This is a genomic window from Paraburkholderia sp. RL17-373-BIF-A (assembly GCF_046030175.1).
Classification (GTDB): Bacteria; Pseudomonadota; Gammaproteobacteria; order Burkholderiales; family Burkholderiaceae; genus Paraburkholderia.
The window spans coordinates 22,284-47,997 of record NZ_JARESO010000055.1 but is presented as its reverse complement, the minus strand read 5'-3'; the positions used below and the strand labels follow the sequence as shown (position 1 = coordinate 47,997).

At 61.2% G+C, this 25,714-nt stretch carries 27 protein-coding genes; 16 read left to right on the top strand and 11 right to left on the bottom strand.

What is annotated here, in order from left to right:
• Positions 1-15 precede the first annotated feature (15 nt).
• The 4 genes from P0D80_RS39230 to P0D80_RS39215 all read left to right on the top strand — a co-directional run bounded on the left by P0D80_RS39230 (position 16) and on the right by P0D80_RS39215 (position 3,932).
• Positions 16-954 carry a LysR family transcriptional regulator gene (locus P0D80_RS39230; RefSeq protein ID WP_408177326.1) on the top strand — a complete coding sequence of 313 codons (939 nt, stop codon included), beginning with the start codon at positions 16-18 and terminating at the stop codon, positions 952-954.
• A 232-nt stretch (positions 955-1,186) separates the two neighbouring features.
• Positions 1,187-3,121 (top strand): putative bifunctional diguanylate cyclase/phosphodiesterase, encoded by a 1,935-nt coding sequence (locus P0D80_RS39225; protein WP_408291770.1) that lies wholly within the window; start codon positions 1,187-1,189, stop codon positions 3,119-3,121.
• A gap of 30 nt (positions 3,122-3,151) precedes the next feature.
• Positions 3,152-3,571, top strand: a complete 420-nt coding sequence (locus P0D80_RS39220; RefSeq protein ID WP_408291786.1) for a hypothetical protein — start codon at positions 3,152-3,154, stop codon at positions 3,569-3,571.
• A gap of 136 nt (positions 3,572-3,707) precedes the next feature.
• A complete protein-coding gene (locus tag P0D80_RS39215) occupies positions 3,708-3,932 on the top strand; it encodes a hypothetical protein (protein WP_132378974.1) in 225 nt (74 codons plus the stop codon).
• Positions 3,933-4,019: 87 nt separating this feature from the next.
• Here the strand turns inward: P0D80_RS39215 and P0D80_RS39210 are convergent, their stop codons facing one another.
• Positions 4,020-4,547 (bottom strand): hypothetical protein, encoded by a 528-nt coding sequence (locus P0D80_RS39210; protein WP_408177322.1) that lies wholly within the window; start codon positions 4,545-4,547, stop codon positions 4,020-4,022.
• Between the two features lie 525 nt (positions 4,548-5,072).
• Between P0D80_RS39210 and P0D80_RS39205 the strand changes: the two genes are divergently transcribed.
• The 4 genes from P0D80_RS39205 to P0D80_RS39190 all read left to right on the top strand — a co-directional run bounded on the left by P0D80_RS39205 (position 5,073) and on the right by P0D80_RS39190 (position 8,255).
• Positions 5,073-6,764 carry a purple acid phosphatase family protein gene (locus tag P0D80_RS39205; RefSeq protein ID WP_408291767.1) on the top strand — a complete coding sequence of 564 codons (1,692 nt, stop codon included), beginning with the start codon at positions 5,073-5,075 and terminating at the stop codon, positions 6,762-6,764.
• The gene (locus P0D80_RS39200) at positions 6,722-6,826 is read left to right on the top strand and encodes a hypothetical protein (RefSeq protein ID WP_408291784.1); all 105 of its coding nucleotides are present in this window, start codon (positions 6,722-6,724) and stop codon (positions 6,824-6,826) included. The genes P0D80_RS39205 and P0D80_RS39200 overlap by 43 nt, the downstream gene beginning before the upstream one ends.
• Before the next feature lie 206 nt (positions 6,827-7,032).
• Complete coding sequence (locus P0D80_RS39195; RefSeq protein WP_408291765.1) at positions 7,033-7,473, top strand: hypothetical protein; 441 nt, start codon at positions 7,033-7,035, stop codon at positions 7,471-7,473.
• 197 nt (positions 7,474-7,670) lie between these two features.
• Positions 7,671-8,255: a nucleoside 2-deoxyribosyltransferase gene (locus tag P0D80_RS39190; protein WP_408291763.1), complete on the top strand. Its 585-nt coding sequence runs from the start codon at positions 7,671-7,673 to the stop codon at positions 8,253-8,255.
• 26 nt (positions 8,256-8,281) lie between these two features.
• Here the strand turns inward: P0D80_RS39190 and P0D80_RS39185 are convergent, their stop codons facing one another.
• Complete coding sequence (locus P0D80_RS39185; RefSeq protein WP_408291761.1) at positions 8,282-10,354, bottom strand: tetratricopeptide repeat protein; 2,073 nt, start codon at positions 10,352-10,354, stop codon at positions 8,282-8,284.
• Positions 10,351-10,677, bottom strand: a complete 327-nt coding sequence (locus P0D80_RS39180; protein ID WP_408291759.1) for a hypothetical protein — start codon at positions 10,675-10,677, stop codon at positions 10,351-10,353. The genes P0D80_RS39185 and P0D80_RS39180 overlap by 4 nt, the downstream gene beginning before the upstream one ends.
• Positions 10,678-11,028: 351 nt before the next feature.
• Between P0D80_RS39180 and P0D80_RS39175 the strand changes: the two genes are divergently transcribed.
• On the top strand, positions 11,029-11,508 hold the full coding sequence (locus tag P0D80_RS39175; RefSeq protein WP_408291757.1) for a hypothetical protein: 480 nt from the start codon (positions 11,029-11,031) through the stop codon (positions 11,506-11,508).
• Positions 11,509-11,532: 24 nt separating this feature from the next.
• Here the strand turns inward: P0D80_RS39175 and P0D80_RS39170 are convergent, their stop codons facing one another.
• Positions 11,533-11,976: a Fur family transcriptional regulator gene (locus tag P0D80_RS39170; protein WP_408177315.1), complete on the bottom strand. Its 444-nt coding sequence runs from the start codon at positions 11,974-11,976 to the stop codon at positions 11,533-11,535.
• A 624-nt stretch (positions 11,977-12,600) separates the two neighbouring features.
• Between P0D80_RS39170 and P0D80_RS39165 the strand changes: the two genes are divergently transcribed.
• Positions 12,601-13,761: a porin gene (locus tag P0D80_RS39165; RefSeq protein ID WP_408177314.1), complete on the top strand. Its 1,161-nt coding sequence runs from the start codon at positions 12,601-12,603 to the stop codon at positions 13,759-13,761.
• A gap of 86 nt (positions 13,762-13,847) precedes the next feature.
• Here P0D80_RS39165 and P0D80_RS39160 read toward each other — a convergent pair whose 3' ends face one another.
• Positions 13,848-14,255, bottom strand: a complete 408-nt coding sequence (locus P0D80_RS39160) for an MOSC domain-containing protein (RefSeq protein WP_408177313.1) — start codon at positions 14,253-14,255, stop codon at positions 13,848-13,850.
• A gap of 283 nt (positions 14,256-14,538) precedes the next feature.
• Here P0D80_RS39160 and P0D80_RS39155 point away from each other — a divergent pair, with 283 nt between their 5' ends.
• A complete protein-coding gene (locus tag P0D80_RS39155; protein WP_408177312.1) occupies positions 14,539-14,859 on the top strand; it encodes a hypothetical protein in 321 nt (106 codons plus the stop codon).
• A gap of 149 nt (positions 14,860-15,008) precedes the next feature.
• On the opposite strand, the gene P0D80_RS39150 is transcribed toward P0D80_RS39155, so the two are convergent.
• On the bottom strand, positions 15,009-15,680 hold the full coding sequence (locus P0D80_RS39150) for a DsbA family oxidoreductase (RefSeq protein ID WP_408177311.1): 672 nt from the start codon (positions 15,678-15,680) through the stop codon (positions 15,009-15,011).
• Between the two features lie 256 nt (positions 15,681-15,936).
• On the opposite strand from P0D80_RS39150, the gene P0D80_RS39145 reads away from it, so the two are divergent.
• A complete protein-coding gene (locus tag P0D80_RS39145; RefSeq protein ID WP_408177310.1) occupies positions 15,937-16,230 on the top strand; it encodes a DUF1330 domain-containing protein in 294 nt (97 codons plus the stop codon).
• Between the two features lie 112 nt (positions 16,231-16,342).
• Here the strand turns inward: P0D80_RS39145 and P0D80_RS39140 are convergent, their stop codons facing one another.
• From P0D80_RS39140 to P0D80_RS39130, 3 genes are all read right to left on the bottom strand, one after another.
• Complete coding sequence (locus tag P0D80_RS39140) at positions 16,343-17,194, bottom strand: carbohydrate ABC transporter permease (RefSeq protein ID WP_408291753.1); 852 nt, start codon at positions 17,192-17,194, stop codon at positions 16,343-16,345.
• A complete protein-coding gene (locus P0D80_RS39135) occupies positions 17,191-18,081 on the bottom strand; it encodes a carbohydrate ABC transporter permease (RefSeq protein ID WP_132378944.1) in 891 nt (296 codons plus the stop codon). Before P0D80_RS39135 ends, P0D80_RS39140 begins: the two co-directional genes overlap by 4 nt.
• 157 nt (positions 18,082-18,238) lie before the next feature.
• Complete coding sequence (locus tag P0D80_RS39130; protein ID WP_132378942.1) at positions 18,239-19,471, bottom strand: ABC transporter substrate-binding protein; 1,233 nt, start codon at positions 19,469-19,471, stop codon at positions 18,239-18,241.
• A 279-nt stretch (positions 19,472-19,750) separates the two neighbouring features.
• Between P0D80_RS39130 and P0D80_RS39125 the strand changes: the two genes are divergently transcribed.
• The 3 genes from P0D80_RS39125 (at position 19,751) to P0D80_RS39115 (ending at position 22,706) form a co-directional block, all read left to right on the top strand.
• Complete coding sequence (locus P0D80_RS39125) at positions 19,751-20,524, top strand: SDR family oxidoreductase (RefSeq protein ID WP_408291750.1); 774 nt, start codon at positions 19,751-19,753, stop codon at positions 20,522-20,524.
• Between the two features lie 65 nt (positions 20,525-20,589).
• On the top strand, positions 20,590-21,672 hold the full coding sequence (locus P0D80_RS39120; protein ID WP_408177308.1) for an ABC transporter ATP-binding protein: 1,083 nt from the start codon (positions 20,590-20,592) through the stop codon (positions 21,670-21,672).
• Positions 21,673-21,842: 170 nt separating this feature from the next.
• Positions 21,843-22,706, top strand: a complete 864-nt coding sequence (locus P0D80_RS39115; RefSeq protein WP_408177307.1) for a MurR/RpiR family transcriptional regulator — start codon at positions 21,843-21,845, stop codon at positions 22,704-22,706.
• 40 nt (positions 22,707-22,746) lie between these two features.
• On the opposite strand, the gene P0D80_RS39110 is transcribed toward P0D80_RS39115, so the two are convergent.
• On the bottom strand, positions 22,747-23,625 hold the full coding sequence (locus P0D80_RS39110) for an IclR family transcriptional regulator (protein ID WP_408291748.1): 879 nt from the start codon (positions 23,623-23,625) through the stop codon (positions 22,747-22,749).
• The gene (locus P0D80_RS39105; protein ID WP_408291746.1) at positions 23,622-24,509 is read right to left on the bottom strand and encodes an IclR family transcriptional regulator; all 888 of its coding nucleotides are present in this window, start codon (positions 24,507-24,509) and stop codon (positions 23,622-23,624) included. Before P0D80_RS39105 ends, P0D80_RS39110 begins: the two co-directional genes overlap by 4 nt.
• A gap of 238 nt (positions 24,510-24,747) precedes the next feature.
• On the opposite strand from P0D80_RS39105, the gene P0D80_RS39100 reads away from it, so the two are divergent.
• Positions 24,748-25,707 (top strand): MBL fold metallo-hydrolase, encoded by a 960-nt coding sequence (locus P0D80_RS39100; protein ID WP_007178302.1) that lies wholly within the window; start codon positions 24,748-24,750, stop codon positions 25,705-25,707.
• The last annotated feature ends 7 nt before the right edge of the window (positions 25,708-25,714 follow it).

Sequence of the window (25,714 nt, the reverse complement as noted above, 5' to 3'; positions counted from 1 at the left end):
GAGCGACTTGGGACAATGAAAACTTCGGGTTTGGGTGAGCTGGAGGCCATTCTGGCCGTCGCGCGCCATCGCAGCTTTCGGGCGGCGGCGACCGAGCTCGGTGTGTCGACCTCCGCGCTCAGTCACTCGGTTGCGGCGCTCGAAGCGCGCATCGGCGTACGGCTCTTCAATCGCACGACGCGCAGCGTGTCGCTGTCGGAAGCGGGCGCTCAATTCGTCGACAGCGTGGCGCCCGCGCTCTCGACGATCCGCGTCGCGATCGAGCAGGCCGGCAGCTTTCGCGACACGTTGTCGGGCACGCTGCGCATCAATGCGTCGGTCGGCGCGGCGAGGCAAGCCATGCCGCTGTTCATCGCGTTTCTGGCGCGCTATCCCGACATGAAACTCGATCTCGTGACCGAGGGCAGGCTGATCGACATCGTCGTCGAAGGTTTCGATGCGGGTATCCGTCTGGCCGAAACGGTCCCGCAGGACATGATCGCGGTGCCGTTCGGCGCTAAGCAACGCTTCGCCGTCGTTGGCAGTCCCGTTTATTTCGCGCAGCACAAAGCGCCGCGCGTGCCCGCCGATCTGCTCGCGCACCGCTGCATCCGCACGCGCATGCCGAGCGGCGCGATCTACCATTGGGAATTCGAGCGCCGCGGCGAGACGGTGCGTATCGACGGAAAAGGCGCGCTGACGCTCGACGAACCGGGTCTGATGCTGGAAGCGGCGCGCGCCGGCCTCGGCGTGACTTATCTGACCGAATGGAATGTCGCCGCGGATCTGCAGGCGGGCACGCTGGTGCGCGTGCTGGAAGACTGGACTCCGCCGCTGGACGGCCTGTGTTTGTACTATCCCGGCCGTCGTCACGTGCCTGCCGGGTTACGGGCGCTGATCGATATGATCCGCGAGCACGCCGATGTTCAGCGCGAAGAGGCGCGGACCAAGCGCAGGCCGCGTGGCGCACGGTAAATCTCATCGAGTTCGGCCGCCATTGCCGTTCTGCGTGAATACGTCGAAAAGTGCCTGACCTTGGCACATGCGCCGTTAAACGCGCGCACAGATGACCACGCCATACGTAATTTTTTCCTCATGGACGGAGACGGCGTGTTTCCTCAGTCGAATTAACCCGATCCTCAATGTTTACGTAATAATCGCCATACGCGCGGGTTTCGATTCATCAACCATCAAAAATGCGTAGGTCATGGCTTTCAGCGAACCAGGGTCTCCATTTTTTAAGTGGGTCGTCTCTTCCTCTCAGGATCTGAGCGCGGACAATCGGCAGATATTGCTTGCCAATCTGTTCACGCGGACCGCGTCGATCGTATTCGCGTCGATTTGCGAAATCAGCGTCTGCGCCACCGCTTATTACCTTTATCCCAAGGCCCTTTACGCGAGTTGGGGCTGCGCCGTTATTGCATTGCTGATCGCGCGGCTCGCGTTAATCTGGTTGTGCTGCTCGCGCAGCGCCAACGGTCAGCCGACACCGACCTCCGCGTTTCTGTTCGCGAGCCTGCTCTGGAGCGCGCTGTTCGGGTACGGCACCTTGCTGTGCAACATTAGCGGAGACCAAACACTTTTCCTGCTCGGCAACGTCTGCGCAGTGGGCGTTATCGGCGGACTGGCCGGACGTAATGCGGGCACGCCGCGGCTCGTACTGCTGCAAATCACCTTCATTCTTGGGCTGTTGGCTCTCGGCGCGGCACTGTCTCCCGGCTCCGGCAAACTCGTGTTGCTTTTTCAGGCGCCGTTCTGCGCTGCCGGCTTCTTTACGGTTGCGCTGCGCAGCAATCGCGACACAGTCGCGTTGCTTCTGGCGCGGGAAAACAGCCACCGGCTCGCGCATCACGACAGCCTCACCGGTTTGCCCAATCGCGCGCGAATCAGTGAACTGCTGCTCGAGCGCACGGAGATGGGCGCGCTACGCAACGATAAATCGTTCGCTGTTCTACTGATCGACCTGGACGGTTTCAAGGCCATCAATGACAGCCTGGGCCATGCCGCCGGAGATCAGATTCTTCAGGAAGCGGCAATCCGCTTGCGTGAGGTGTTGCCGAGCGGCGATCTCGTCGGACGTCTGGCCGGCGACGAGTTCGTGGCGCTTTCCGATGGTACGGGGCAGGCGCGCGACGTCCGCAATCTGGCGGACCGCATCGTAAAGACGCTGGCGCGCCCGTTCGCGCTACGCGAGGCGCTGGTGCATATCGGCGCGAGCGTGGGCGTCTCGCTCTATCCCGAACACGCGAGGACCGGCCCGCAACTGCTGATTTGTGCCGATCGCGCCTTGTATGCCGTGAAACGCAGCGGCAAAAGCGCATACGCTATTTTCGATGCTGCGAAACACGCGTCGGATGAAAGCCTGAGCCTTCTGCGCAGCGACCTCGAAGGCGCGCTGCACTCGTTCAGCGGTTTGCGCATGGAGTACCAGCCCATCATCGATCTCAGCAGCGGTGCGGTGTCCGGCCGCGAGGCGCTGATGCGCTGGACCCATCCCACGCGCGGCGAGCTTTCCCCTTCCGCCTTCATTCCTACCGCCGAACGTACGGGCCTCATTCTGTTGTTGGGCGAATGGGCTTTACTGCAATCGTGCCAGGAGGCGGTGACCTGGCGCGACAGGGTAACCGTCGCCGTGAATGTGTCGCCGGTGCAATTGCGGGAGGAGTCGTTTGCGTCGGTCGTTGCGGGAATTCTTCGCAAGACGAAGCTTCCGCCGCAGCGCCTGAATATCGAGGTCACCGAAACGGTGCTGCTGAACGACGATGTCGTGACCCGGCGCAACGTCGGGAGGCTGCGCGCGTTGGGCATCGGTCTCGCGCTCGACGATTTCGGCACCGGCTTCTCGACGATGTCGACGCTCGTGCGCTTTTCGTTCGACAAGCTCAAGATCGATAGCTCGTTCGTCAAGGAGTCCGTGCATCGTCGGGAATCGGCGGCAGTGGTGCGTGGCATCGTGGCGTTGGCGCGGGAAATCGGCATGCCGACTACGGCGGAAGGCATCGAGACGCAAGAGCAACTGGATTTCGTGCGCGTATGCGGATGCACGCATGCTCAAGGCTTTCTGCTCGGCAAGCCAGTGCAGGGGCACGAGATTGCGCGGATCGAAGAAAAGGTTGCCGCGCATTCCGCGGATAAGGACTGAGCGTTCATGAATGCCGACACCGAGGCGAGTATGGAACCCGCGTTGCAATTCCAGCTACGGATCACCGTCTCGCCCGAATTTGCCGACATGTTACGTGCTGACCCGACGTGTGCTTCGCATAGCGTGCTTCGCGATGTTCTGCGCAGGCACGACGCAACGTTGAAATGCCAGTTCGATGCCTTCGCCGACTACGTGAGCGAAGCAGAGCAGCGGGGTACGGAAAACTATCCGCTCTATCAATGGACCCGCGAGACGATCGAGAACCCGGAGAAGAAGGCGAAGTACCTGCAATCGTTTACTGTCTATGTGAATGGCGACGAGGTCTACGGCAAAGATGTCGCCGATAACATGGAGAACGAACTATTGCAGTTGGTCCGTGAAGACGGAATACAACGCGTCTCCAGATTCGATACCAATCCGGCGAATAATCCGCAACCGCCCAAACGATAGCCGTCACGCTTACTAAACGTAAAGTTCGTCGCGTCTCTGCGCGGCGTCAGCTAATCGTCATTTCGGTTTTACATTTGACGACAAGGCGTCGAGATCGTGAGACGATGCAAACTCACTTTTTCTCGAGGAGAGCGACATGGGACTCTTGGACGAAGCAGGAAAGATTGCGGGGGCGATCGCCGCCGTTGAAGCGGCAGAAAAAGTGGATCCGGAAGCGGGCTTGCTGACGAAAGGCATCGCCGCTATCGCCGGTTTTGAAGGCGCCGGCAAGCTGGAATCAATGATGGAAAAGAAAGACGACGACAAGCAGGACGTCGCCGACAACACCCAGCCCACGGACGACACGAATCCGCAGACGTGAGTGGTGGTTCGCCGCCGGTCGCATGATCCATGATGGAATACATGCGCCGGCAACGCTTCGGCGCGCTTGCCGTCGCTGGTGATTGCCTCAGCGCGGGGCGGTATTCAACGCGAAACTCGCATGTTCAAATGCGAAATGGCAAGCGGCGCCATCGGAGTCGACGTCCGCGCGTGTCTGCAGCACGCCGGTTACGTCGATGCGGTCCCCGGTTTTGTACACCGAGGTCCGCTTGTCGTTCACCATCAGATCATCGCGGGTCGTCGCCACGCCGATGCACTTCGGATTGGACGGCTCCTTGAACACGATCACATACTTGCCCGGCTTTCCGACAAACCCGTCGGAATGCGTGACGCGCGTGACGATACCGGTCACGACCAGCCGGCGCTCGTCCCATTTCTTCTTCGCGTTATTTTCATTCTGCTTCCAGTCGACGGCCATCTCGGTCATCGTGGTCCGCTGTGCGGCCGTCAATCCGCGGAAATCGCCGCTCAGGACGTCGCCAGTGGTGTCGAGGAAATCCGAGGTCGAGGACATCGCGCCGTCCATTGACGTGCAACCGCCCAGCAGTGCCGTGATCAATAACGTTGCCGCCGTGTATTTCTTTTTCGTATTCATGGCAATATGACTCAGTCCGAAGCGCAGCTAGGGGCGCGCGAATCCCCGCCGCCTGCTGTTAATGCCGGCGGTCTGGTTGTGAAATTGAAGTGTGTTTAAAGGCGGAAAGCCTGGAATCTGCCCTTAGTTTGGTTTTTGGTCGCCAAAAGTTATAAAAATCAACTATTTGAACGTGCGCGAAGTTCACCGCACACGCCTTTCGGTATTTATTTCTAGCTGCGCCGCATATCGAAATGCATATTAAAAAATGACTTCTGAATGACTGATTTTATGAGATGCGTTTGGTCTTTTTCAAATGATATATATCGGTCTACCAAGCTGTCAATCATCTGATTTGCAATGCAGATGTGGGAGCACGAAACTGTCCGCACCGGGCGGTTTCATCCGAGTGTCATAGCCTGGCGACTACGATGGCTGGTCGTCCCCGTTGCGCGCCGGTCTTCAGCGCACTCGCGGTTCACGCAGAACGCGGTGCGTCCGTCCTATGCGTCGGCGTCCTTCCACCCCCGTACAACAACACCAGACATGTCGAACAGAAAAATCGCTAAGGCTTCGCCGACCGATCAAGGCGCTTCCATCGTCTCGCGTCGTGGGTTCCTGAAGTTTGCCGGTGCGTCCAGTCTCGCTACGGCGGCGGGCACGCTTTCATCGGCGGCGCGCGCGGCGAACAGCGCACCCGACGGTACACCGGAGCAAGTCCACCTGACTTGGGGCAACGATCCGACCCACGAGGTCACGGTGTCGTGGGCGTCGCTTGCGCCGGCAGTGAACCCGCAGGTGCGCGTCAGCGGCGCGCGCGAGGGGAAACATACGGTGCATGGCGTTCAAAGCACCTATACGGACGGCCTCAACGGCGAGGTCGTGTTCACGTATCACGCGCGTCTGCGAGATCTGAAACCCGATACGAGTTACGAATACGAGGTGACCGCCGAGAACGACAGCAACGCGGCTCAGCCCTTCACCGCGAACTTCCGTACTGCGCCGCGTGGACGCGCGCCGTTTCGCTGGACAAGTTATGGCGATCTCGCGACGCCGAATACCGGCTGGGTTCTGTCGTCGCCGCAAAGCCGCTTCGCGGTGCAGGCGGTCGAGCGCTTTCAGCCGCTGTTCCACCTGCTCAATGGCGACCTGTGTTACGCCAATCTGAATCCGACGCACCAGCCTGATGTGTGGCGCGACTTCGGCAACAACTGCCAGACGTCCGCGTCGAACCGGCCGTGGATGCCGTGTCCTGGCAATCACGAGCTCGAGTTCCATAACGGCGAACAAGGCCTCGCCTCGTATCTCGCGCGCTATACGCTGCCGGATAATCACACGCGCTTTCAGGGCCGCTGGTACAGCTTTCGCGTGAGTTCCGTGCTGTTCATTTCGCTCGATGCGGACGACGTCGTGTATCAGGACGCGGCCGCGTTCGTTGCCGGCCCGGATCCGCTGGTGCCGGTGGCCAGCACCGGCAATCCGCCTATACAACCCGGTACGTCGCTCTATGTGCGCGGCTACAGCGCCGGCGAGCAGACGCGTTGGCTGGAGAAGACATTGCACCGTGCCTCCGAAGACGACGAGGTCGACTGGATCATCGTTCAGATGCATCAGGACGCGCTGAGTTCGTCGAAGACGGGCAACGGTTCCGATAAAGGCATCCGCGAGGCCTGGTTGCCGCTGTTCGATCGCTACGGCGTGGACCTGGTGCTGTGCGGCCACGATCACGACTACGAGCGCAGTTATCCCGTGCGCGGCTGCAACCACAACAAGGGCACCGACATCGCGACGGGCCGGCCGGTGGATACATTGCAGCCGAAACCGGTGATGTCGGCGGTGTCGTCGGGCGCATCCACGTTCGATACGAGCCACGGCACGATTCACCTGATTCTCGGCGGCGGCGGCACGAGCGCGCCGCTGGATGTCTATGGCTTGGATGCCGGCACGGGACTGCCGCAGGCGCGTATTTTCACGCGCCCTAATCGGCCGGTGGCCGGCACGACAGCCGGGACTTTCGTGCGCGCGAACGCGGACGCGGTGGAAGATGCGATCTGGTCGGCGCAACGCGATACCGGCACCGGTTATGGCATCGCGGTGTTCGATCATGATCCGGGGCATCCGGGCGGCGAGACCACGGTCACGATGAACTACTATCACGCGCCCGGCGCGGATCAAACGCCGACGCAGAACTACGAATTGTTCGAGACCATCGAGTTGAAAAAGAAGCGTCGCGGATAAGGTTCGAATTAGCGGTTGGCGGGCTGCCGGTCTACGGCGGCTCGCCAGTAGTGTCGGTATGATCGTCAATATGATTAGCTATCCGTAGGATATGCAAAAGCAACCGGCCGTATTCTCGTCCTGTTTGGCTTGAGGCTGTAAAAACCTCTGCTCTCAACCCTTCGATCATTTTGTTACACGTCTTACCGATGTGAAGTGACGTGGTTACAAAGGCCTTTCAAAAGCGCGGTTATACTCGGCGCCGTCAACAACAATGAAAGAGCTTGTTATGTCGAAGAGAATCCTCAAGATTGTTGCCGTTGCAGCGCTCACGGCTTCGGCGTCCTTGTCGGCAATGGCTGGCGATATGAACAACGCGCTTGGCGGCGCGCTCGGCGGTGTCGCCGGCGCTGCGCTGGGCGGCGCGGTCGGCGGCAGCACGGGCGCCGTACTCGGCGGGGCAGTGGGCGGCGGCGCCGGCGGCGCGGTCACGTCGAATCGCAAGGAACGCACGGGCGCCATTATCGGCGGCGCGCTAGGCGGCGGCGCGGGCACGGCGGCTGGCAATGCGATGGGCGGTCGTGGCGGCGGTCTCGTCGGCGCTGCATTGGGCGGCGGCGCGGGCTCGGCGCTCGGCGGCAACATCTCGCGCTCCAACTCGTACGCCGACGACTATTCCCGCGGCAACCGGTCGGGCAAGCGTCATCACAAGCATCGGCATTACGACTGAGCGGAAGAGCGAGAGGGCGACCTGGTTCATAGCACAGGTACTTGCCCACGCGCCAATTGCGCCGGGCAATACGTGACCGACACGCTGCATTGACTTTGCCTCGTCGATGGTTATCGTAAACGGTCCTCGCAGTCGCATGCCAACACGCGCTGCGAGGGTACTTTACGATTTCCTCCATCCTCAGGAGACGAAGAAAGATGCCACGAGTGTATTGCGCAGGACCGCTCTTCAACGCGGCCGAACGGGCCGAAATGGAGTCAATTGCAGCCACGCTGGAGGCTGCGGGTTTGACGACATTTCTTCCGCATCGCGACGGTCTCGAGTTCGCGAAGCTCAAACCGGAACTCGAGAAGCTCGGCGCGTCGGTTGAAGAAGCCGCGCACATGCTCGACCGCGCGATCTTCCGCCTGGATACCTATCAACTGCTCAGGCGTTGCGATGCGGTGGTCGCCAATCTCAACGGCCGCGTTGCCGATGAAGGCACGGTTGTCGAGGCGTCGCTTGCGTGGCATGCGGGCAAGCCGCTTGTTCTCTTCAAGGCTGACGCACGCTCCATGCTCAGTGGCTCCGACAATCCGATGCTCACGGGCTTAGGCGATTTCGACGTGGTCGATCAACTGTCGGCGTTGCCGCAGGCCATTCAGAAAGCCGTCGCGCGCGATCGGAGTCACGGCGTGGAGCAGACGTTGGAGAGCGGTGCGGAGATCGCGTCGCTTCGCGAGGGTGGTGGCGAGTTGACTGCGCTTGCGAAGACGCTGTACAGCACTTTCAAGAAGCCATAAGGCATGATGCCTGCGGGGCAGGCGCTCTATTTGGAAGATTGCGAAAGTGCGGCGGAGTCCGCGCTTGCATCGGCTCGTACCGTTTGCAGCATGGGGGTAAAAGCGCCCATGAGCTTCCCTTGGTCTTTCAGCTTCGTGAGAATTTCGATCGTCCTGTTGCGGAAATCGCGCTGCTCGTCCGGTGTGGCGCTCAATTTACTCAGCAGAAAATACGCCTCCGCCAATGTCGACTGGGTCATCGCATTGTCTGGATCACGCTTCGCGATAGGCTCGATGGCATCCGTGGCCTTGCGCGCTTCAGAAGCGCCGTCGGCGGCGTTTTTCTGCGCCATGAGCGTGCTTGCACGGATGATGTGGAACTCCGCGAGAGTTTGCCGCAAACTCGCGTTCGACGGATCGTCGCGAGCGAGCACGTCGACAATGTCGATGCTCTTCTGCGACTCGGCCAAAGCGCCAGGCAGGTCATTCTGGACTAGGAGCGCCGCGCTCAGCAACGAGTGACCCGTGGCGAGATCGGACTGCCACGACTTGTTGCCAGGCGCGCTTTGCGCGAGCGGGGTGAGCAATTCAATACCGCGCCGCGCCTCGTTTGCCGCCTGTGCTGCGTCTTTTTGCGCGAGTAATTGCATGGCAATGCTCACGTGCGCGAGGGCCACGCTTTCCTGCAAATAGCGGTGGTCAGGTTCACGGCGGGAGAGCGACTCGCCGAGCGTCAGCGCCTGGCGCAGCTCAGCTAACGCCGCGTCGTTGTCACCGCGCGCAATGAGCGCGTCCGCATGACGCAAATGCGCGGACAGAATCTCTTTCTGCCCATCGACGTTGTTCGGGTCCTTCTGCGACTGCGCTTGGGCGATATTCAGCGCCGTCTGATACTCCGCCAGCGCGCCCTCATAGTCTCCCTTCGATTCCAACGCGATGCCCAGCCTTTGATGAGCGGAAAATCGCGCCTCGGCTACGGTCATGATTCTGGGCGAAGAATTGTGCGGTTTAGCCGGATCAGCCAGACCGCGTCGATCGAGTGCGTCGGCCACCGTCACTGCCTGGCGATACGAAACCAATGCACCGGTCAAGTCACCTTGTTCGAGAAGGCTGTCGCCGATGCGCGAGCGCGCCAGTGCGAAATCGAGCTGGAGATCGACATCGTCGGGCTTGTTACGAGCAAGCGTTTCGATGATCGCCATGCTTTGCCGAAACTCCGCCAGAGAGTCCGCGATCTTTCCCGCCGATTGAAGAACAGCGCCAATCGAGTCATGCGTGACGGCAAGATCGCGTTGCCACTCCTGGTTGCGCGGATCCTGTTGAACCAGCTTCTGCAATATGGCAAGCGCCTGTCTGAAGTGCGCAAGCGCGCTATCGAGGTCGCCTTGCTTCTGGATCTCGACGCCCATCCGGTCATGCGCTACCGCAAGGTCGCTTAGCAGAGCAGCGTTGTCGGGCGACGCTGCCCGCTTTCGTTCGAGCAACGCACGCGCCTGATCGAATGTCGTCAGCGCCTGTTGTGTCTGGCCGAGCCGGTCCTGCAGGTCGCCGATGAAAATCAGCGTGTCCGGATCGTCCGGTTCGTATCCGGCGGCGCGCTGGTAAGCCTTGAGCGCGCCCTCGGTGTCGGTAAAGAACGCCAATGCGCCTTGCTGCCGGGCCAGTTCCGCGGCCTTATGCTTGTCGGCCGCGGCCGAATTTGCGTTTTGCTCCGCCTGTCTGGCGACGTTGGCTTCCTGATCATGCAATAGCGCAACCGACGGAGCCGAATCGCCTGCTTGCAAGGCCGCCAGTGCGTGGTTGGCCGCCGGCGCGGTGGTGGGTGCTTGCGTCATCGCCTGGATGGACGCCACGGCTTTCTTCAATTCGTTGAGCAGCCGCGCTTCTTCGCGCATTCGCGACTTCAACTCCGACAGCACGGCGGCGTCGGCCGAACTGACGTTGATCGTGTTGCCGTTGCCAATGACATTGGTCGCGATGCCGCCGCCAGAGGCTGAAGCCGACTGGCGCTCATTCGACGTGCGCGTTGCTGTTTGTGCCGATGCTGATTCTGTAGCGGCGGCCGCGACGGCAAGCACGATCGTGGCGATCAGCACAGACAGGTGGCTCGACCGGTTCATTTTCTGATCACCACCACATTGCTCGAGCCCGACACGTTGGTAGCGGCGTCACCATTCGCGGTCGCGCTCTGATTGACCGGTTGCGGCGGGGGTGGCGCCGGCGGCGCCGCGGTGGCGGACGGAACGGGGTGAGCTTCTAGGGGGGCCGGTTGATGAAGGATACCCAACGTCGTGAGCACGCCGATCAGCGCGACAATGCCGGCACCGACGAACTGCAGCACCGTGCGGTTGTCCTTTTGTTTGAGCCAGCCCCACAAGCCGTATCGCGCCGGCGCCTTGTCCGCCGCACTTTCCCGCGCTTTTGGCCGAACGCGCACGCCCATGGCGGCCTCCTTGTGTCGATGCCGATTCCTCCGCTTTAGTTAAGACGATCCGCGACCGCCAGAAAGAAAAAAGGTCGCGAATCGCAGTGCAATTCATCACACGAAAGTGGCGGTGATACCCCCACTTGACGGTGCATCCGCCAAGTGGGAGTATCGCCGCCCGATGCGCTTGTATTGCTGATTCGCGGAATGCCCCGTGCGTGGCAACGCAGCTGCTGAACGCCACGAGTGCGCGTGCTATGCACGACACGCGCCGACGCATACGACAACAAAAGAGAATGGCGCAAAGGCCGCCTTTAGAACGCAATACAAGGACCGAACCTCAATGTAGATTTTCGACGGAGGTCACTCATGCTGTTTCATGCTTCCATCCCGGCTCGCAATCCGGAAAACGTCGCACGTGTCATCGCCGAACTGTGGGGCGGATTTCACGCACCATTCCCTTCCTTTCCCGATTCGTGGATGGCGATAGCTGGCGACGACCGTGGCTCGATCATCGAGACCTATCCCAACGATCGCGTGCTCAGCCCCGACGGCGAACAGGTTTCGTCTGTGCCAGGCTCGAGCACTGCTCCGCGATACAGCGCATTTCACATTGCCATTGCGAGCAAACTGTCCCCCGAGGAAGTCTTCGCAATCGGCGAGCGAGAAGGCTGGCGCGCGGTGCGCTGCACGCGCGGGCGCAACTTTTTCGATGTGATCGAATTGTGGATCGAAAACGTTCTGCTGATCGAAGTGTTGACGGAAGAGATGCAGAAGCAGTATCTCGCCTTTGCCACGCCCGCAAACTTCCGCGCACTTGCGGCGGCAGCGGCAGCGACTCAAGCATGAATCGATGAGCGGCGTCGCGCGTCTCTATCTCATCATCAATCGCGTCTGCGCGCCGCTCTTTCTACACCCGGCGCAAATGCCGAACAGAACCAACTGACGTGCCGTCACCGCGAAGTCGAGGCTGTTCGCGACAGACTGCTGTCGCGCCTCGATTTCCGCATCGAAGAACTCATAGATTCGACCGCAGACCGTGCAGACGAGATGATCGTGCCGGGTTCCGTCATTCAGTTCGTAGACCATGCGGCTTTCGCCAAAGGCCACGCCCGACAATAAATCCGCATCCACGAGTTGACCGAGCACACGATAGACCGTGGCGAGGCTCATGTTGCGCATGTCTTCATTGAGAAGCTTATAGACCTGTTCAGCGCTGAAGTGGTCACGAGCGTGCTCATGAAAAAACTCCAGCACCAGGACTCGTGGGAACGTGGGCCGCAGACGGGCTTGCTCCAGAATTCTATGAATTTTCATGGGCGTCGTGGCATTCGAGAAGCGGCGACCGACCTGTTGGATTCAAGGTCGCCGCGATGAAGAAGTCGGTGGGAATGACGTCGCGCTATTTCGGCAAGACGAACCGCGAGTGGCCGAACTATGTAAGCCGGCTCCTTAAGAGAACCTTAAGCGCCAGTTTCGGGAAGCATTGGACAGTCGCAAACCGATGAACTCAAACGGCCTGTTTTTGGCTAAATTACGTATTCCTTTCGCTCGGCGTTGCCGTCAAAATCGCGCCACACTGACTCCCGGCGGATCCCGCAACGCGTTAAGCTTCGCCCCCTCATTGTTCCTTTGACGCCACGCGGCTTATTTTTTTTGACACCTCATTTATTTTCATCGCCCTATGATTGGGGGGCTCGTTTACCGCCGCGCTGGCTAGTACGCGTCCACTGAGCCGATATGAAAACCATGCAATAGATAAGCGCGCACCATGGCAAAGCCATTGAAATGATGTGTCGCGCAATAAACATCCAATAACTACTTATGCTTCTCGCGGTTTGCGCAACAACGGTTGCAAATGTATTGCATGCGTGTGCATGGCGCTGGTGGAAAGAGCAATTGATACCCTCAATTACCGCTTGATCTCGGAGCCGACAAAGTATGAAAAAATCTTTACTCGCGGCCGCGCTCTTCGGCGCATTTACGATGTCGGCGCATGCGCAAAGTAGCGTGACGCTCTATGGCCTCATCGATACCGGATTGGTTTACACGAACAATCAGTTTGGGCACAGCAATTGGCAGGAAGTGAGCAGTTCGACCCAGAACACGGTCTTCGGTCTCAAGGGCTCGGAGGATTTGGGTGGCGGCTTGCACGCGGTCTTCAAACTCGAGCAAGGTTTCCTGCTGAACAACGGCGCCCAGGCATTCTCCGGTGATGGTTTCGGCTCACAGGCGTGGGTCGGCCTGCAAAGCGATCCGTACGGCACCTTGACGTTCGGCCGCCAGTTCGACGTGATGAACGACCTCGTCGGACCGCTCACGGCGGAGTTCAACACGTGGGGCGGCAGCATGGCCGCGCATCCGTTCGAGAACGACAACCTTGCTGCGAATTCGGTCGTGATCAACAACTCGGTCAAGTACGCGAGCCCGACCTACCGCGGCGTTACGTTCGAAACGATGTATTCGTTCAGCAACAAGGCCGGCGACTTCGGGAATAACCGGTCATACGGTTTCGGCGTTTCGTATGCGCAAGGTCCGGTGAATCTTGCCGCCGGCTATCTGCAATTGAACAACGCGGGCAACGGCAGCGGCGCGGTGACTTCGAGCGATGCAAGCGCGAACTTCCTCGCACAACGCCAGCGTATCTGGTCGCTGGGCGGTAACTACACGTTCGGGCCGGCCACTGTCGGGCTGGTCTGGAGCCACACGCAGATCGACAACGCGTCGGGCGTGTTCTCGTTCGGCACGGGCAGCTACCTCGGTTCGGGCGACCCGTCTGCCGGATCGCTGGCCGGTTCACTGCGTCTCGACAACTACGAGGTGAACGCAAAGTACGCGCTTACGCCGGCGTTGAGCGTATCCGGCGAGTACACGTACACGCATGGCGCCTATAACGGTTCGTCGCCGGGATGGAACACGGCCATGCTGCAGACCGATTACTCGATCAGCAAGCGTACGGACTTCTATCTCGAAGGCGTCTATCAGAATGTGCACGGTGCGCCGGCGGACTCCGTACTCTCGCATGCCATGATCAACACGTTGTCGCCGTCTTCGACCAACACGCAAGTGGCAGTCACCGTGGGGATGCGTCACGCGTTCTAAGCAGGTTCGTGACGAGTAGTCTGTGAAGATGCATGCCTGGCTGCTGCCGGGCATGCGTCATTGTGCGAGCGCTATGCTCGCGGTCTTCAGTCGATCGGAACGATCTGGCTCAAAAGCGCGATCGTCCCATCTTCCACCACGCGCGCAGTGATCCCGCCGAATCCTCTGACCGCGTTATATCCGCCTGTTCCAAGCACTTCCTCCATGCGGGAACAAGGGTGGCATTCGCCCGTGGCTTCGAGAATCGCGTCGCCGATCCGGAAGCGGCGTGCCTTCAGCGCATAGAGATTGATACCTGACGTTACGACGTTGCGTCGCAGATTCAGGGGCGACACCGCGCTTTGCCCCAAATGACTCGCAATAGCAGCCAGGCTTTCTGTCTCGATCAGAGTGACCTGCCTGTTGCCACCGGCGCGGCTGTAGTGATCATCGGCAAGTCCGTGGCCAACGCGCGCCTCCACGGTTTCGACGACTCGCATCGGTTCGCGGCGCATTGATCGTACGCCGAGCCAGACGACGCTACCTGGGCGAACGGGCGCGAGCATGAGGCGCGCGAGCGGAGATTCGGGGTTGAGCGGCATCTTTCTGAAAAGGTTCTGTGGTGGGCGCGCGCTTCGATTATGACGTGTTTGATGCAAGGCCACCCGTCGACGGCGGACCGGCCTTTTGCCGTCCGATCTTCGGAAGACGTGACGGGCCTTCGCGATGCGCCAGTTGGGACATCGCAGGATCCGGCTAGCATGGGCGGAGTCCGGGAATCGATCACCAGGAGGATTGATGAACTTGCCGAAAGCGACTACGCGTCGTTCGCTATCTGTGATCGTGGCGCTTGTTGCGTGTGTCCATATGAACGAGCAGGTGCACGCTCAAACTCCTGCGGCGCAGGCGCTATTCATGTTGCGAGTCGACTCGTATTCAGATCGCGCGGCGAATAATCGTGCGTACGAGGACCGTCAGTACAACAATCGTCAGTATTTCAATCGGCAATACGAGAACCGGCAGTATGAAAACCGGCAGTATGAAAACCGCCGGTACAACAACCAGCTCTATAACAACGAGCAGGATCAGACGCGACTCAACGGGATGGTGTCGCCGTAAGCCGGACTCAGGTCACCGAAACGCGGTGGTCACGGTAGCACGTGCGGGTTGAGCGTCTCGGCACGTACTGCACTCCACGCCAAAGTGACGCCCTCGCCACATGCCGCCGATTTCCGGCACGCATGATGTTGCCGGTGCATGGAGAACGTTCAGCGCGACGCGGCTTGTGAACCTTCGTCCTTCGCTTCAGCCAGAATCTGCTGGATGACTTGCTCGAAAGTTTCGACAGGCTGTCCGCCGCTCACCAGATAGCGACGGTTGAGGATAGTGGCCGGCACCGATTGAATCCCCATTGCCTCGTTATTCCGCTCCTCCGCACGAACCTCCGCGGCATAGGTTCCTTTTTGCAGTACGTCACGTGCCTCCGCGGCGTCGAGCCCAACGGATTGCGCCGCTTCGATCAACACTTCGTGGTTGCTGGTGTCCTTGCCTTCGCCGTGATAGGCCCGCAACAGGGCCAGGTTGAGCGGCAACTGCGCACCCTTGATGCCGGCCCAATGCAGCAGGCGATGCGCGTCGAACGTGTTGTACACGTGCGTGCGCGGGCCGAAGGCAAAACCAACGCTCGCACCACGCTCGCGAATCGCCGCCTGCGTTTCAGCGATTTGCTCCGCCGTGCGCCCATATTTCTTGCCGAGATAGTCGACAATGGTCTCGCCGTCCGGTCCCATGTCCGGATTCAACTCGAACGGATGCAGGACGATTTGCGCGTCGACCGTGTCGCCAAGGCGCGAGAGCGCGCGTTGCAGCGAGGAGAGGCCGATTGCGCACCATGGGCAGGCGATGTCGGAGACAAAATCGATTGTGAGCGGTTGTGTCATTGCGGTGGTCCTAATGGGAAGAATCTGTTGCGTGGCCGGCTTGGTGCCAGAGCGAGGGCCGCAAACAGCGTAACCTGAATTGCGAGTATTTGCAGGACCGCCCTCGTGACGGAACGCGAGCCGGCGCCTTACAATTCACCAACCGCAGTTGGAGCCGTTGACCATGCGAGCAACAGGGATGCCGGCAGGCGTCATAATCCCTCTTCGCCGTCGTGCACGACAACGACTGCTTTTCCAACGTTGATAGGAGCTTCAAATGAGCAAGGGATATTGGGTGACGTCATATCGCGCGACGAAAGACGCGGCCAAGCTTGGCGCATATGCGCAGCTTGCCGTGCCCGCCGTGGCGGCTGCCGGCGGCAAGTTCATCGTACGTGGCGTGGCGGACGAGGCTCGTGAGCAAGGCTTGAAGGAGCGGACGGTCGTGATCGAGTTTCCGACCTACGAAGCAGCCGTCGCGGCCTACGAAAGCGAACTCTACAAGAAGGCGCTGGCGGCATTGGGCGATGGCGTCGAGCGCGATCTGCGGATTGTGCGCGGCACGGAGTAACGCAAGAGATGCGGAGAGCGCGACCTGCTTAGGCAGGTTCGCGCCCAAAGGCGGCAATCCAGCGTGATGCAATGCAACGGCAGGCCACCGCCTGCCGCGCTTGTCACCGAATCTATTTCACCGCGCCCAGCGCGAGCCCCTTCACCAGATACCGCTGCAACCACGCGAACACCACCGAAACCGGCAACGTGGCGCAAAGCGTAGCGGCCATCACCAGATGCCACTCGACCACGTATTTCCCGGCGACCATGTCGGTCACCTGCACGGTCAGCGTTTTATTCTCCGGTGAGCGGATCAAGGTGTACACGACGGCAAACTCGTTCCACGCGTTGATGAACGTGAAGATCGCAGTGACGACGATCGCCGGCACCGCGAGCGGCAGGAACACTTTGAAGACCGCCTTGGTCCGTCCGCATCCTTCGAGCCACGCCGACTCTTCCAGATCGCGCGGCACCGTCTGAAAGTACGAAGACAGCATCCACACGGCAAACGCGATGTTGAAGGCCGCATAAGAGACGATCACGCCGATCTTGGAGTCAACCAGGTTGCCGTCGCCATAAGGAATCATCGCTGCCAGCCGGAACAAGCCGACTACGAGCAGGATAGGCGACAACATCTGCGTGACGAGCAGAAACTGACGGTAGAGCCCGCGTCCTCGAAAGGGAAACCTAGCCAACGCATACGCCGCCGGCAAGCTGACCGCCAGCGCAAGCGCGGTCGACAGCAAACTGATCACCGTGCTATTGCGTAGCGCCACGCCGAAATTGGCGGCGACCCACATGTCGGAGAAATTGCTCCACTGCCAATGCACCGGCAACCAGCGCGCCGGATAGACAAAAATCTCGGAAGCCGGCTTCAACGCCGTAAATAGCATGACGGCGAACGGAAACAGCACCACCACGATTAGCGGCGACAGCGCGAGCCAGCACCACAGCGAGCGCTTCATCTTGACGCTGAGATTCATGACGGATCTCCTTCTTTCGCGGGCTGCAGGCGCAGATAGGCGATCGAGAAAACGAACAGCATGACGAGCATGATCAGTGACACCGCTGCAGCTTCGCCGGGGCGCCCGAGCCGGAAGCCGAGCTCGTAGAGATACGTGACGAGAATGTGCGTGCTGTTGTCGGGGCCGCCCTGCGTCATCACCCAGATGATCGGAAACGAGTTGAACACGTAGATCACGTTCAACAGAATCGTCATGTTGATGAATGGCCGCAACAGCGGCATGGTGAGTTTGCGGAACTGCTGCCAGGCGCTCGCGCCGTCCATGCGAGCGGCTTCGTAAATATCGCCGGGCACCGAGGACAAACCGCCCAGCAGAATCGTCACCGTAAACGGAATCGACACCAGAATGCCGACTGCGATTTCGACCGGAAACGCGAGCTCCGGCGTGGCCAGCCAATGAATCGGACCGCTGATCAAGCCGAGCCGCTGCAACGTGACGTTGACCATGCCGTAGTCGTCGTTGAAGGCCCAGCGCCAGACCACGGCGGTCATGGTCAGCGAGACGGACCACGGCAGCATCACGATCGTGCGCGCCACGCCGCGTCCGTAGAAATCCTGATTCAGCACCAGGGCGACGGGCACCGAGATCAGCACCGTGCCGCCCACTACACACACGGTCCAGACAATGGTCCGCTTGGCGGCGGCAAGAAACGCGGGGTCGCTGAAGATCGTGTAGAAATTCCGCAGACCGGTGAAATCGCGAATCGCGCCGAAGCGCGAGACCTCGTGCAGCGATTGCCACACGATGTTGAAAATCGGATAGCTGATGATGAAGAGCGCCAGTACCAGACTCGGCGCAATCAGCAACCAGGGCGCTTGCAGGCGCGAAGAAGCGGAACGGCTCATGCGTGCTCGATCGTAAGGCGCGTCCGCATTGATGAGCAGGCGCGTCGGGATGGGCCGGATAGTGCATTACGAGCGAAACGCGCACCGCCTTCGTAGTGGCGGCGCGCGTTCCGGGTTCAGCAGATCACTACGAGATAAGTACGACTGTGCTGCGTGATCACTTACCGAGCGACTTGTTCGCTTGCGTGGCCGCCGCGTTCAATGCGTCAGCCGGCTTCGCCTTGCCCAGGTAGATCGACTGCATTGCATCGGTCACGGCCTTGGCGGTGTCTTCCCAGCCGGTCACGGTCGGTGCGAAGTGGGCGGTCGGCAGCAGCGCGACGAAGGCCTTGGTGTCCGGATCATTGAATGCCGGGTCGGTTGCCTCAGCCTTGGTGGTCGGCAGGAAGCCTTCGGTCGTGGTGAACTCCACGCGCGGTTCCTTCGTGAACAGATAGTCGAGGAACTTCCACGCCGACTTCTTCACCTTCGAGTTCTTGAACATCACGATCGAGTCCGTGACGGCGTAGGTGGCGTGTGCCGTGCCCATCGGAATCGGATCGATGCCGTACTTCAGGTTCGGCGCTTCTTTCTTGATCTGCTTGGCGAGGAACGGCGCGGAGATCATCATCGCGACGCGGCCTTGCTTGAACAGATTCTGCACGTCTTCGCGGCTATAGCCGGTCACGCCCGGTTGCGTCAGGCCCTGGTCGATCATCGTCTTGTAGAGCGTGGCGGCCTTGATTCCGGCCGGCGAATTGAACGCCGCCTTGCCGTCCTTGCCGACCACGTCGCCGCCATTGGTCCACAGGGCGTAGTAATAGTAGACGTCCGTTTCGATTTCCTTGCCTTGCAGACCGAAGCCGGCAATGCCCTGCGCCTTCAGTTTCTTCGACGCTTCGATCACGTCGTTCCAGGTCTTCGGGCCGTCGGGATAGCCGACTTTCGCGAGCAGGTCTTTGTTGTAGTACAGCGCGCGTGCGGAAGCGGCGATCGGCAGGCCGTACACCTTGCCGTTGATTTCACCCGGCGCGAGGAACGGGCCGATGAAGCGGCTCTTGAAGCTGGCGTCCATATAGCCGTCGAGCGGCTCGGCGACGTCGTCCTTCACGAAGTCGAGCAGCCACCGTGTGCCGACGATCGCGAGGTCGGCGTTGGCGTTGCCTGAAATGTCCGTTTGCAGTTTCTGTTGCAGCGTGTCCCAGTTCACATCTTCGATCTTGATGGTCGTGCCGGGATTGGCCTTCTCGAAGTTACGGGCCATCTTTTCGAAGTATGGTGCGGTCGCGTCGCTGTAGTGGGCGACGGTCACGCGGACCGTGTCGGCGTGAGCCGCGACGGCGATACCTGCAAACGCGAGCGCCACGGCAATTTTGCCTAGCGCGAGGGAAGCACGGGCATGCAACGACATTTCTCTCTCCTGGGGTGGTTTGCTGCCGTCGCCGGCCGCTTCGGGTTGAATTGTTTGAAAAAATCCTACATGACGCAAAATAGCTTGTCACGTAGGGTCTGCCATATTTCTTCCCGGCCAGTTTTGTGCATAAGATGCTGTAAAGCAGGGGTATTCTGCATAGGGTGATGTCACGGATACCCAATCTTCGGGATGACTAGACAACTGCGCCAACCTTGGTTTGTAAGAAATTTACACGCTAATCCGGTGCTGGCGGCGCGGGTGAAGAGCGAGGCGGACATGAATCGTGTGGTGTTGGTTACGGGCGCTTGCGGCGGCATCGGCAGCGTGTTGTGCAAGCGCTTCGTGGAACAGGGCGATACGGTGCTGGCGCTCGACATCGACGCCGCCGCGCTGAAGGCTTTGACCGCGCAACTCGGCGAGGCGCACGTCACGCCGATCGCGGTCGATCTCGGCGACGCCGCCGCAGTGCAGCAAGCCGTGGCCGCCGCGGTCAAGGTGCGCGCTCCGGTGGATGTGCTGGTCGCCAACGCGGGCGCGGCACAAGGGCTGACACTTGCCACGACGGATGTCGCGAGCTGGCAGCGTGACATTCATCTGAATCTGAACGGCACGTTTCACACGGTCGAGGCCGTGCGCGCGTCGATGATCGAGCGGCAACGGGGCGCGCTGGTGCTGATCGGTTCGGTGAACGGCATGGCCGCGCTCGGTCATCCGGCGTACAGCGCGGCGAAGGCCGGGCTCATCAGTTATACGAAGGCGCTCGCGCTCGAACTCGGCCGCTACGGGATTCGCGCGAACATCGTGTGTCCCGGCACGGTGAAGACGCAGGCGTGGCAGGCGCGCGTCGACAAGAATCCGCAGGTCTTCGAGGATCTGAAAAAGTGGTACCCGTTGCGCGACTTCGCGACACCTGACGACATCGCCGACGCCGTGCTGTTTCTCGCCTCACCGATGGCGCGCGTGATCACCGGCGTCGCGCTGCCGGTCGACGGGGGCCTGATGGCTGGCAACCGTCTGATGGCGGAAGAACTGACGCTCGAATCGCTCTGAACCGCGCGCGGCAACATTGCAAGTAGCACGAGATCGAGTCAACGAAGCAAGATGATGAGGACAGCATGGCAGCAGTGCAACTGAGCGGCATCTTCAAACGCTATGGCGACACGCAAGTGGTGCACGGCATCGATCTCGACATCGACGACGGCGAGTTCGTCGTGCTGGTCGGGCCGTCGGGCTGCGGCAAGAGCACGTTGATGCGCATGGTGGCGGGGCTCGAGGAAATCAGCGGCGGCGATCTGATGATCGGCGGCACGCGCGCGAACAGTCTCGCGCCGCAGCAGCGCAATATCTCGATGGTGTTCCAGAGCTACGCGCTATATCCGCATCTGTCCGTCTACGAAAACATCGCGTTCGGGCCGCGGATTCGCAAGGAGTCGTCGGCGAGTTTCAAGCCGCGGATCGAAGCCGCCGCGAAGATGCTGAACCTCGGCGGCTATCTGGACCGTTTGCCGCGCGCGCTGTCGGGTGGCCAGCGGCAACGCGTGGCAATGGGCCGCGCGGTGGTGCGCGAGCCGTCGCTGTTCCTGTTCGACGAGCCGCTGTCCAATCTCGACGCCAAACTGCGCGTGCAGATGCGCACCGAAATCAAGGCGCTGCATCAGCGGCTGAAGAATACGGTGATCTACGTCACGCACGATCAGATCGAAGCCATGACGATGGCGGATCGCATCGTCGTCATGAACGCGGGGCGGATCGAGCAGATCGGCCGTCCGCTGGAACTGTACGATCATCCGGCGAATCTGTTCGTGGCGAGCTTTCTCGGCTCGCCGTCGATGAACTTTGCTGAAGGTGTGATCGCGAGCCGCGCGCAAGGTCAGGGCCTCGCGCTGAATCTGACGGACGGTGGCGAGATCGTGCTGGAAGGCGCGCCCGCGTCGGCCGTGGTCGGCGCGAAGGTCACGCTCGGCGTGCGGCCGGAACACATCGAAACCACGACGCCGACACCCGACGCGACGATGGAAGTCGAAGTGGTCGAGCCGACTGGTGCGGAGACTCACTTGTACGGGAAAATAGGCGGCAGCACGTGGTGCGTGACGACTCGTCAGCGCTCGAAAATCGAGCCCGGCCAGCGCGTGACGCTGCGTTTGCCGGCCGAACATATTCATCTGTTCGATACGGAGAGTGGACGCAGGCTGGTCTGAACCGCGTGTTGCTGTTTTGAGGTCGATACGAGCTTGCCTCGGGCTCGCTGAAGCTGCGACGCGGATTCATTTAACCCGTGAGAAGACGCCGGGCCGCCCCAAGTTTTCTCATCCCCTCGGGGGGCCTCGCACGAAGCGACAGGTCTGGGGGCGCTTTTAAGGAACACCGGGTGTCCGCACCGAACTTGATTCCCCACATCCGCAGCGCACTCGCCAGTTTGCGGCCCGCCGAGCGTAAGGTCGCCGACATGGTGTTGAGCGACGTCGACTTCGCGATGCGCGCGAGCATCACCGAACTCGCGCAGCGCGCGGACGTGTCCGAGCCTTCCGTCACGCGCTTTTGCCGCGCGATCGGTGCGCATGGTCTGCGCGACTTCAAGATGCAGTTGGCGCAGAGCGTGGCGGGCGGGCTGCCGTATGCATCCACGGCGGTGGCGCGCGACGACGACGTGCAGACGCTCATGGACAAGGTGGGCGAGGCGGCTGTCGACGGCATCACGCATGCGCGTGGCGCGCTGGATCCGGCGGTAGTCGAGAGTGCGATTGCTGCGTTGTCGAGCGCGCGGCGGGTGTTTTTCTTTGGCGTCGGTTCGGGTTCGGGATTGGTCGCGCAAGATGCGGCGCTGCGGTTTCTGCGGCTCGATATTGCATCCACTGCGTTTACGGATGGGCATCTTCAGCGTCTTTACGCGGGCCTCATGGAACCGGGCGATGTCGCCTTTGCGATTTCACATTCGGGTCGCAGTGTCGAAGTCAACGAAAGCATTCAGATTGCCAAGGAGCGTGGCGCGACCACGATTGCGCTGACGAATGTCGGCTCGCGGCTGGCGTGGCTGGTGGATATTGCGCTGCTGCTGCGCGTGCCGAGCCCGATCGATCCGAATACGCCGGGCGTGTCGCGGCTCGTGCATCTGTGCATCATGGACGCGCTGGCGATTGGCGTCGCGCTCAAAGCCGGGCCGAAGACGCTCGAGAAGATGCGGCATGCGAAGGCGAGGTTGGCGTCGCATGAGCCGGAGGCGGCGGGGGATTGAGCGGCGCGAAAGTCGCTTGTCGATTTCCGCGCAGTTTTGATTACTCGGCAGCCGCCGCCATCCACCCAAAACGTCGCGACAAGCGTGACGTCGCGGCGCGCAAAGTTTGCGCCGGGCCGCCCGTCAATTCACTGTCGAAGCTGCCGCTCGGCCCCATCAACGCCAGGACCAGGCAGATGCTGCCCGTATGATCCAGCACCGGCGCGGCTAACGTATTGATACCCGGCACAGGGCGGCTGAGTGCCGTATCGATGCCGTCCGCACGGATTTGCGCAAGACGCTGCGCATAGGCTTTCGTCAGCGGCGGCAAAGCAGACGCCGCGTCCGTGGCGGCTGCCGACTTCGCCTTCCCCGCAAAAACATCGGCCGCATCCGCGCCCGCCAACCGCAGATGATCCTGCGCCAGCAAGCCCGCGCGCACGTCGTCCGCGACATAGGCGGCGAACACGCGGCCGATCGCCGTATTCGCCAGCGACATCACCGTGCCGACCCGCAGGCTCACGTGCAGCGGTCGCGCCGATTCCTCCAGACGCACGACGGTCGGCCCAAGCGGCCCGAGCACCGCCATCGCGACGCTCATGCCCGTCGACGCCGCCAGTTCGACCACCTCGGGCTCCGCTTCACGCGTCGGCGACAAGCGCTGCAAACCGATCAAACCCAGTTCCAGCGCGAGCGGCCCGGCTTCGAAACAGCCCGCCGCATCGCGATTGAGCAAGCCGATTTTGAGCAGGCTCACCAGGTGCGGAAACGCTTTCGCCGGCGGCATGCCGGCGGCCGCCGCGAGATCGCGCAGATTCAGCGGGCGCGCCGCCGCGACCAGCGCCGCCAACAACTCGCCCGTGCTATCGAGCGACTGGATGCCGCGCTGAGGTTTGGCTTCGGCGGAAGTGCGGGGAGATGTGTCGAGAGAATCGGTCACGATGCGGAAGAAGCCAGCAGGGAAGGTGCGGTTGCCAGTTCGGCGCCGATGTCGCGCGCCGCGGCAAGCAGTGCGCGCGCGATCGGACCGTCAGCGGCGGCGTCGATCGCGCCGGTCGAGCCGATCACCGTCAGCGCGAGCGACAAGCGGCCGTCGGCATCCAGCACGGGCGCGCTCAGACTGCTGATGCCCGGACTCGGCGCATCCACGCTGCACTCCAGGCCGCGCGCGCGGATCGCATCCAGCGTGGCTTCGAAGGCGGTGCCTTGGTCAGGCGGTGTCATGGCGCGATTCGCCGCGCCGGACTGATTCGCCCACATGGCATCCAGCGCCGCGCGCGGCAGAAACGCGCAAAACACGCGTCCCGTCGATGTGGCCGGCAGCGACATCACCGTGCCCACGTGCAAATTGACGTGCAACGGAAAGCCCGCGTGCTCATAGCGAACGATGGTCGGCCCTTGCGGCCCGGCAATACAGATCGCGACGCTGAAACCGATCGCTTCGGCCAGCGCGGCCACGCGCGGCACGGCGGCGCGAAACGCCGGCTGGTTTTCCAGATGCAGCAAACCGAGCCGCAACGACAGCGGGCCGGGTTCGTAGCGGCCAGAAAGCTCGTCGCGCTTGATCAGACCCAGCCGGCTCAAGCTCACCAGATAGGCGTGCGCCTGCCCGGGCGCGATCTGCGCGGCGCTGGCGAGGTCGGACAAGGCGAGCGGCGTGCGCGCCTGCGCGAGCGCCAGCAACACGCGACCGCCCACTTCGACGCTCTGAATGCCGCGCTGCGTCTTGCCGCCGTCCGTCGTCTCGCTGCCGCCTGTGCCTTTGCCCGTGGGCGATTTCGCTGCTTTGCTCACACCCGCGCTCGTCCGTAAAAAAGGGTCCATGTTAACCGATGGCCTGTGCCTTTCTATTCTCATCTTAGGCCTCTCGCGATTTGTGTATAGCGATACATTTCGCTATTGACAAATAAACTGGCGCCGTCCTAAGATGCATTCACCCCGACACACCGGCGCAGTCACAGAGTCAAAAACGGGGCGAGACAATCCTCCAATACTGTCAGCCCGCGCGGCATTCGCGCAGCCTGCCGTCTCGCCTCACGTCCAACTTTTGAGGGAGACAAGCATGGCAAAGGCATTCGCATCCCAGGCCGATCTGGAAGTCAAGAAAGTCACGTGGACGAAGCTATCCGAGAACGCCTACGCGTACACCGCCGAGGGCGATCCGAACTCGGGCGTGATCATCGGCGACGACGGCGTGCTGATCGTCGACACCACCGCCACGCCGGCCATGGCGCAAGACCTCATCGCGAAGATTCGCAGCGTCACGGACAAGCCGATCAAATACGTCGTGCTGTCGCACTATCACGCGGTGCGCGTGCTCGGTGCATCGGCGTATTTCGAAGAAGGCGCGCAGGAAGTGATCGCGAGCCGCGGCACGTACGAGATGATCGTCGAGCGCGGCGAAGCGGACATGAAGTCGGAAATTGAACGCTTCCCGCGCCTGTTCGCCGGCGTCGAAACGGTGCCGGGCCTGACGTGGCCGACGCTCGTATTCGAAAAGGAAATGACGCTGTTCCTCGGCAAGCTCGAAGTACGCATCGCGCATCTCGGCGCGGGTCATACGAAGGGCGATACGGTGGTGTGGCTGCCATCGCAGAAGGTGCTGTTCTCCGGCGACCTGGTCGAGTACGACGCGGCCTGTTATTGCGGCGACGCGCAGCTCGAACAATGGCCGGCCACGCTCGAGGCATTGCGCGCGCTGAAGGCCGACAAGCTCGTGCCGGGCCGCGGCCCCGCGCTGACCACGCCGGAAGACGTCAACAAGGGTCTGGATTACACGAAAGACTTCGTCACCACGTTGCTGCAACAGGGCCGTGAAGCCGTCGAACAGAAACTCGATCTGAAGGCCGCGATGGCGCACACGCGCAAGGCGATGGACCCGAAGTTCGGCCATGTCTTCATCTACGAGCACTGTCTGCCGTTCGACGTCTCGCGCGCTTTCGACGAAGCGAGCGGCATCACGCATCCGCGTATCTGGACCGCGCAGCGCGACAAGGAAATGTGGGACGCGCTGCAAGCCTGATAAGAAC

Excerpts from the sequence above, each read along its gene's own strand:
- P0D80_RS39230 (WP_408177326.1), top strand. The coding sequence starts at position 16 with ATGAAAACTTCGGGTTTGGGTGAGCTGGAGGCCATTCTGGCCGTCGCG.
- P0D80_RS39225 (WP_408291770.1), top strand. The coding sequence starts at position 1,187 with ATGGCTTTCAGCGAACCAGGGTCTCCATTTTTTAAGTGGGTCGTCTCT.
- P0D80_RS39220 (WP_408291786.1), top strand. The coding sequence starts at position 3,152 with ATGGAACCCGCGTTGCAATTCCAGCTACGGATCACCGTCTCGCCCGAA.
- P0D80_RS39215 (WP_132378974.1), top strand. The coding sequence starts at position 3,708 with ATGGGACTCTTGGACGAAGCAGGAAAGATTGCGGGGGCGATCGCCGCC.
- P0D80_RS39210 (WP_408177322.1), bottom strand. The coding sequence starts at position 4,547 with ATGAATACGAAAAAGAAATACACGGCGGCAACGTTATTGATCACGGCA.
- P0D80_RS39205 (WP_408291767.1), top strand. The coding sequence starts at position 5,073 with ATGTCGAACAGAAAAATCGCTAAGGCTTCGCCGACCGATCAAGGCGCT.
- P0D80_RS39195 (WP_408291765.1), top strand. The coding sequence starts at position 7,033 with ATGTCGAAGAGAATCCTCAAGATTGTTGCCGTTGCAGCGCTCACGGCT.
- P0D80_RS39190 (WP_408291763.1), top strand. The coding sequence starts at position 7,671 with ATGCCACGAGTGTATTGCGCAGGACCGCTCTTCAACGCGGCCGAACGG.
- P0D80_RS39185 (WP_408291761.1), bottom strand. The coding sequence starts at position 10,354 with ATGAACCGGTCGAGCCACCTGTCTGTGCTGATCGCCACGATCGTGCTT.
- P0D80_RS39180 (WP_408291759.1), bottom strand. The coding sequence starts at position 10,677 with ATGGGCGTGCGCGTTCGGCCAAAAGCGCGGGAAAGTGCGGCGGACAAG.
- P0D80_RS39175 (WP_408291757.1), top strand. The coding sequence starts at position 11,029 with ATGCTGTTTCATGCTTCCATCCCGGCTCGCAATCCGGAAAACGTCGCA.
- P0D80_RS39170 (WP_408177315.1), bottom strand. The coding sequence starts at position 11,976 with ATGAAAATTCATAGAATTCTGGAGCAAGCCCGTCTGCGGCCCACGTTC.
- P0D80_RS39165 (WP_408177314.1), top strand. The coding sequence starts at position 12,601 with ATGAAAAAATCTTTACTCGCGGCCGCGCTCTTCGGCGCATTTACGATG.
- P0D80_RS39160 (WP_408177313.1), bottom strand. The coding sequence starts at position 14,255 with ATGCGCCGCGAACCGATGCGAGTCGTCGAAACCGTGGAGGCGCGCGTT.
- P0D80_RS39155 (WP_408177312.1), top strand. The coding sequence starts at position 14,539 with ATGAACTTGCCGAAAGCGACTACGCGTCGTTCGCTATCTGTGATCGTG.
- P0D80_RS39150 (WP_408177311.1), bottom strand. The coding sequence starts at position 15,680 with ATGACACAACCGCTCACAATCGATTTTGTCTCCGACATCGCCTGCCCA.
- P0D80_RS39145 (WP_408177310.1), top strand. The coding sequence starts at position 15,937 with ATGAGCAAGGGATATTGGGTGACGTCATATCGCGCGACGAAAGACGCG.
- P0D80_RS39140 (WP_408291753.1), bottom strand. The coding sequence starts at position 17,194 with ATGAATCTCAGCGTCAAGATGAAGCGCTCGCTGTGGTGCTGGCTCGCG.
- P0D80_RS39135 (WP_132378944.1), bottom strand. The coding sequence starts at position 18,081 with ATGAGCCGTTCCGCTTCTTCGCGCCTGCAAGCGCCCTGGTTGCTGATT.
- P0D80_RS39130 (WP_132378942.1), bottom strand. The coding sequence starts at position 19,471 with ATGTCGTTGCATGCCCGTGCTTCCCTCGCGCTAGGCAAAATTGCCGTG.
- P0D80_RS39125 (WP_408291750.1), top strand. The coding sequence starts at position 19,751 with ATGAATCGTGTGGTGTTGGTTACGGGCGCTTGCGGCGGCATCGGCAGC.
- P0D80_RS39120 (WP_408177308.1), top strand. The coding sequence starts at position 20,590 with ATGGCAGCAGTGCAACTGAGCGGCATCTTCAAACGCTATGGCGACACG.
- P0D80_RS39105 (WP_408291746.1), bottom strand. The coding sequence starts at position 24,509 with ATGGACCCTTTTTTACGGACGAGCGCGGGTGTGAGCAAAGCAGCGAAA.
- P0D80_RS39100 (WP_007178302.1), top strand. The coding sequence starts at position 24,748 with ATGGCAAAGGCATTCGCATCCCAGGCCGATCTGGAAGTCAAGAAAGTC.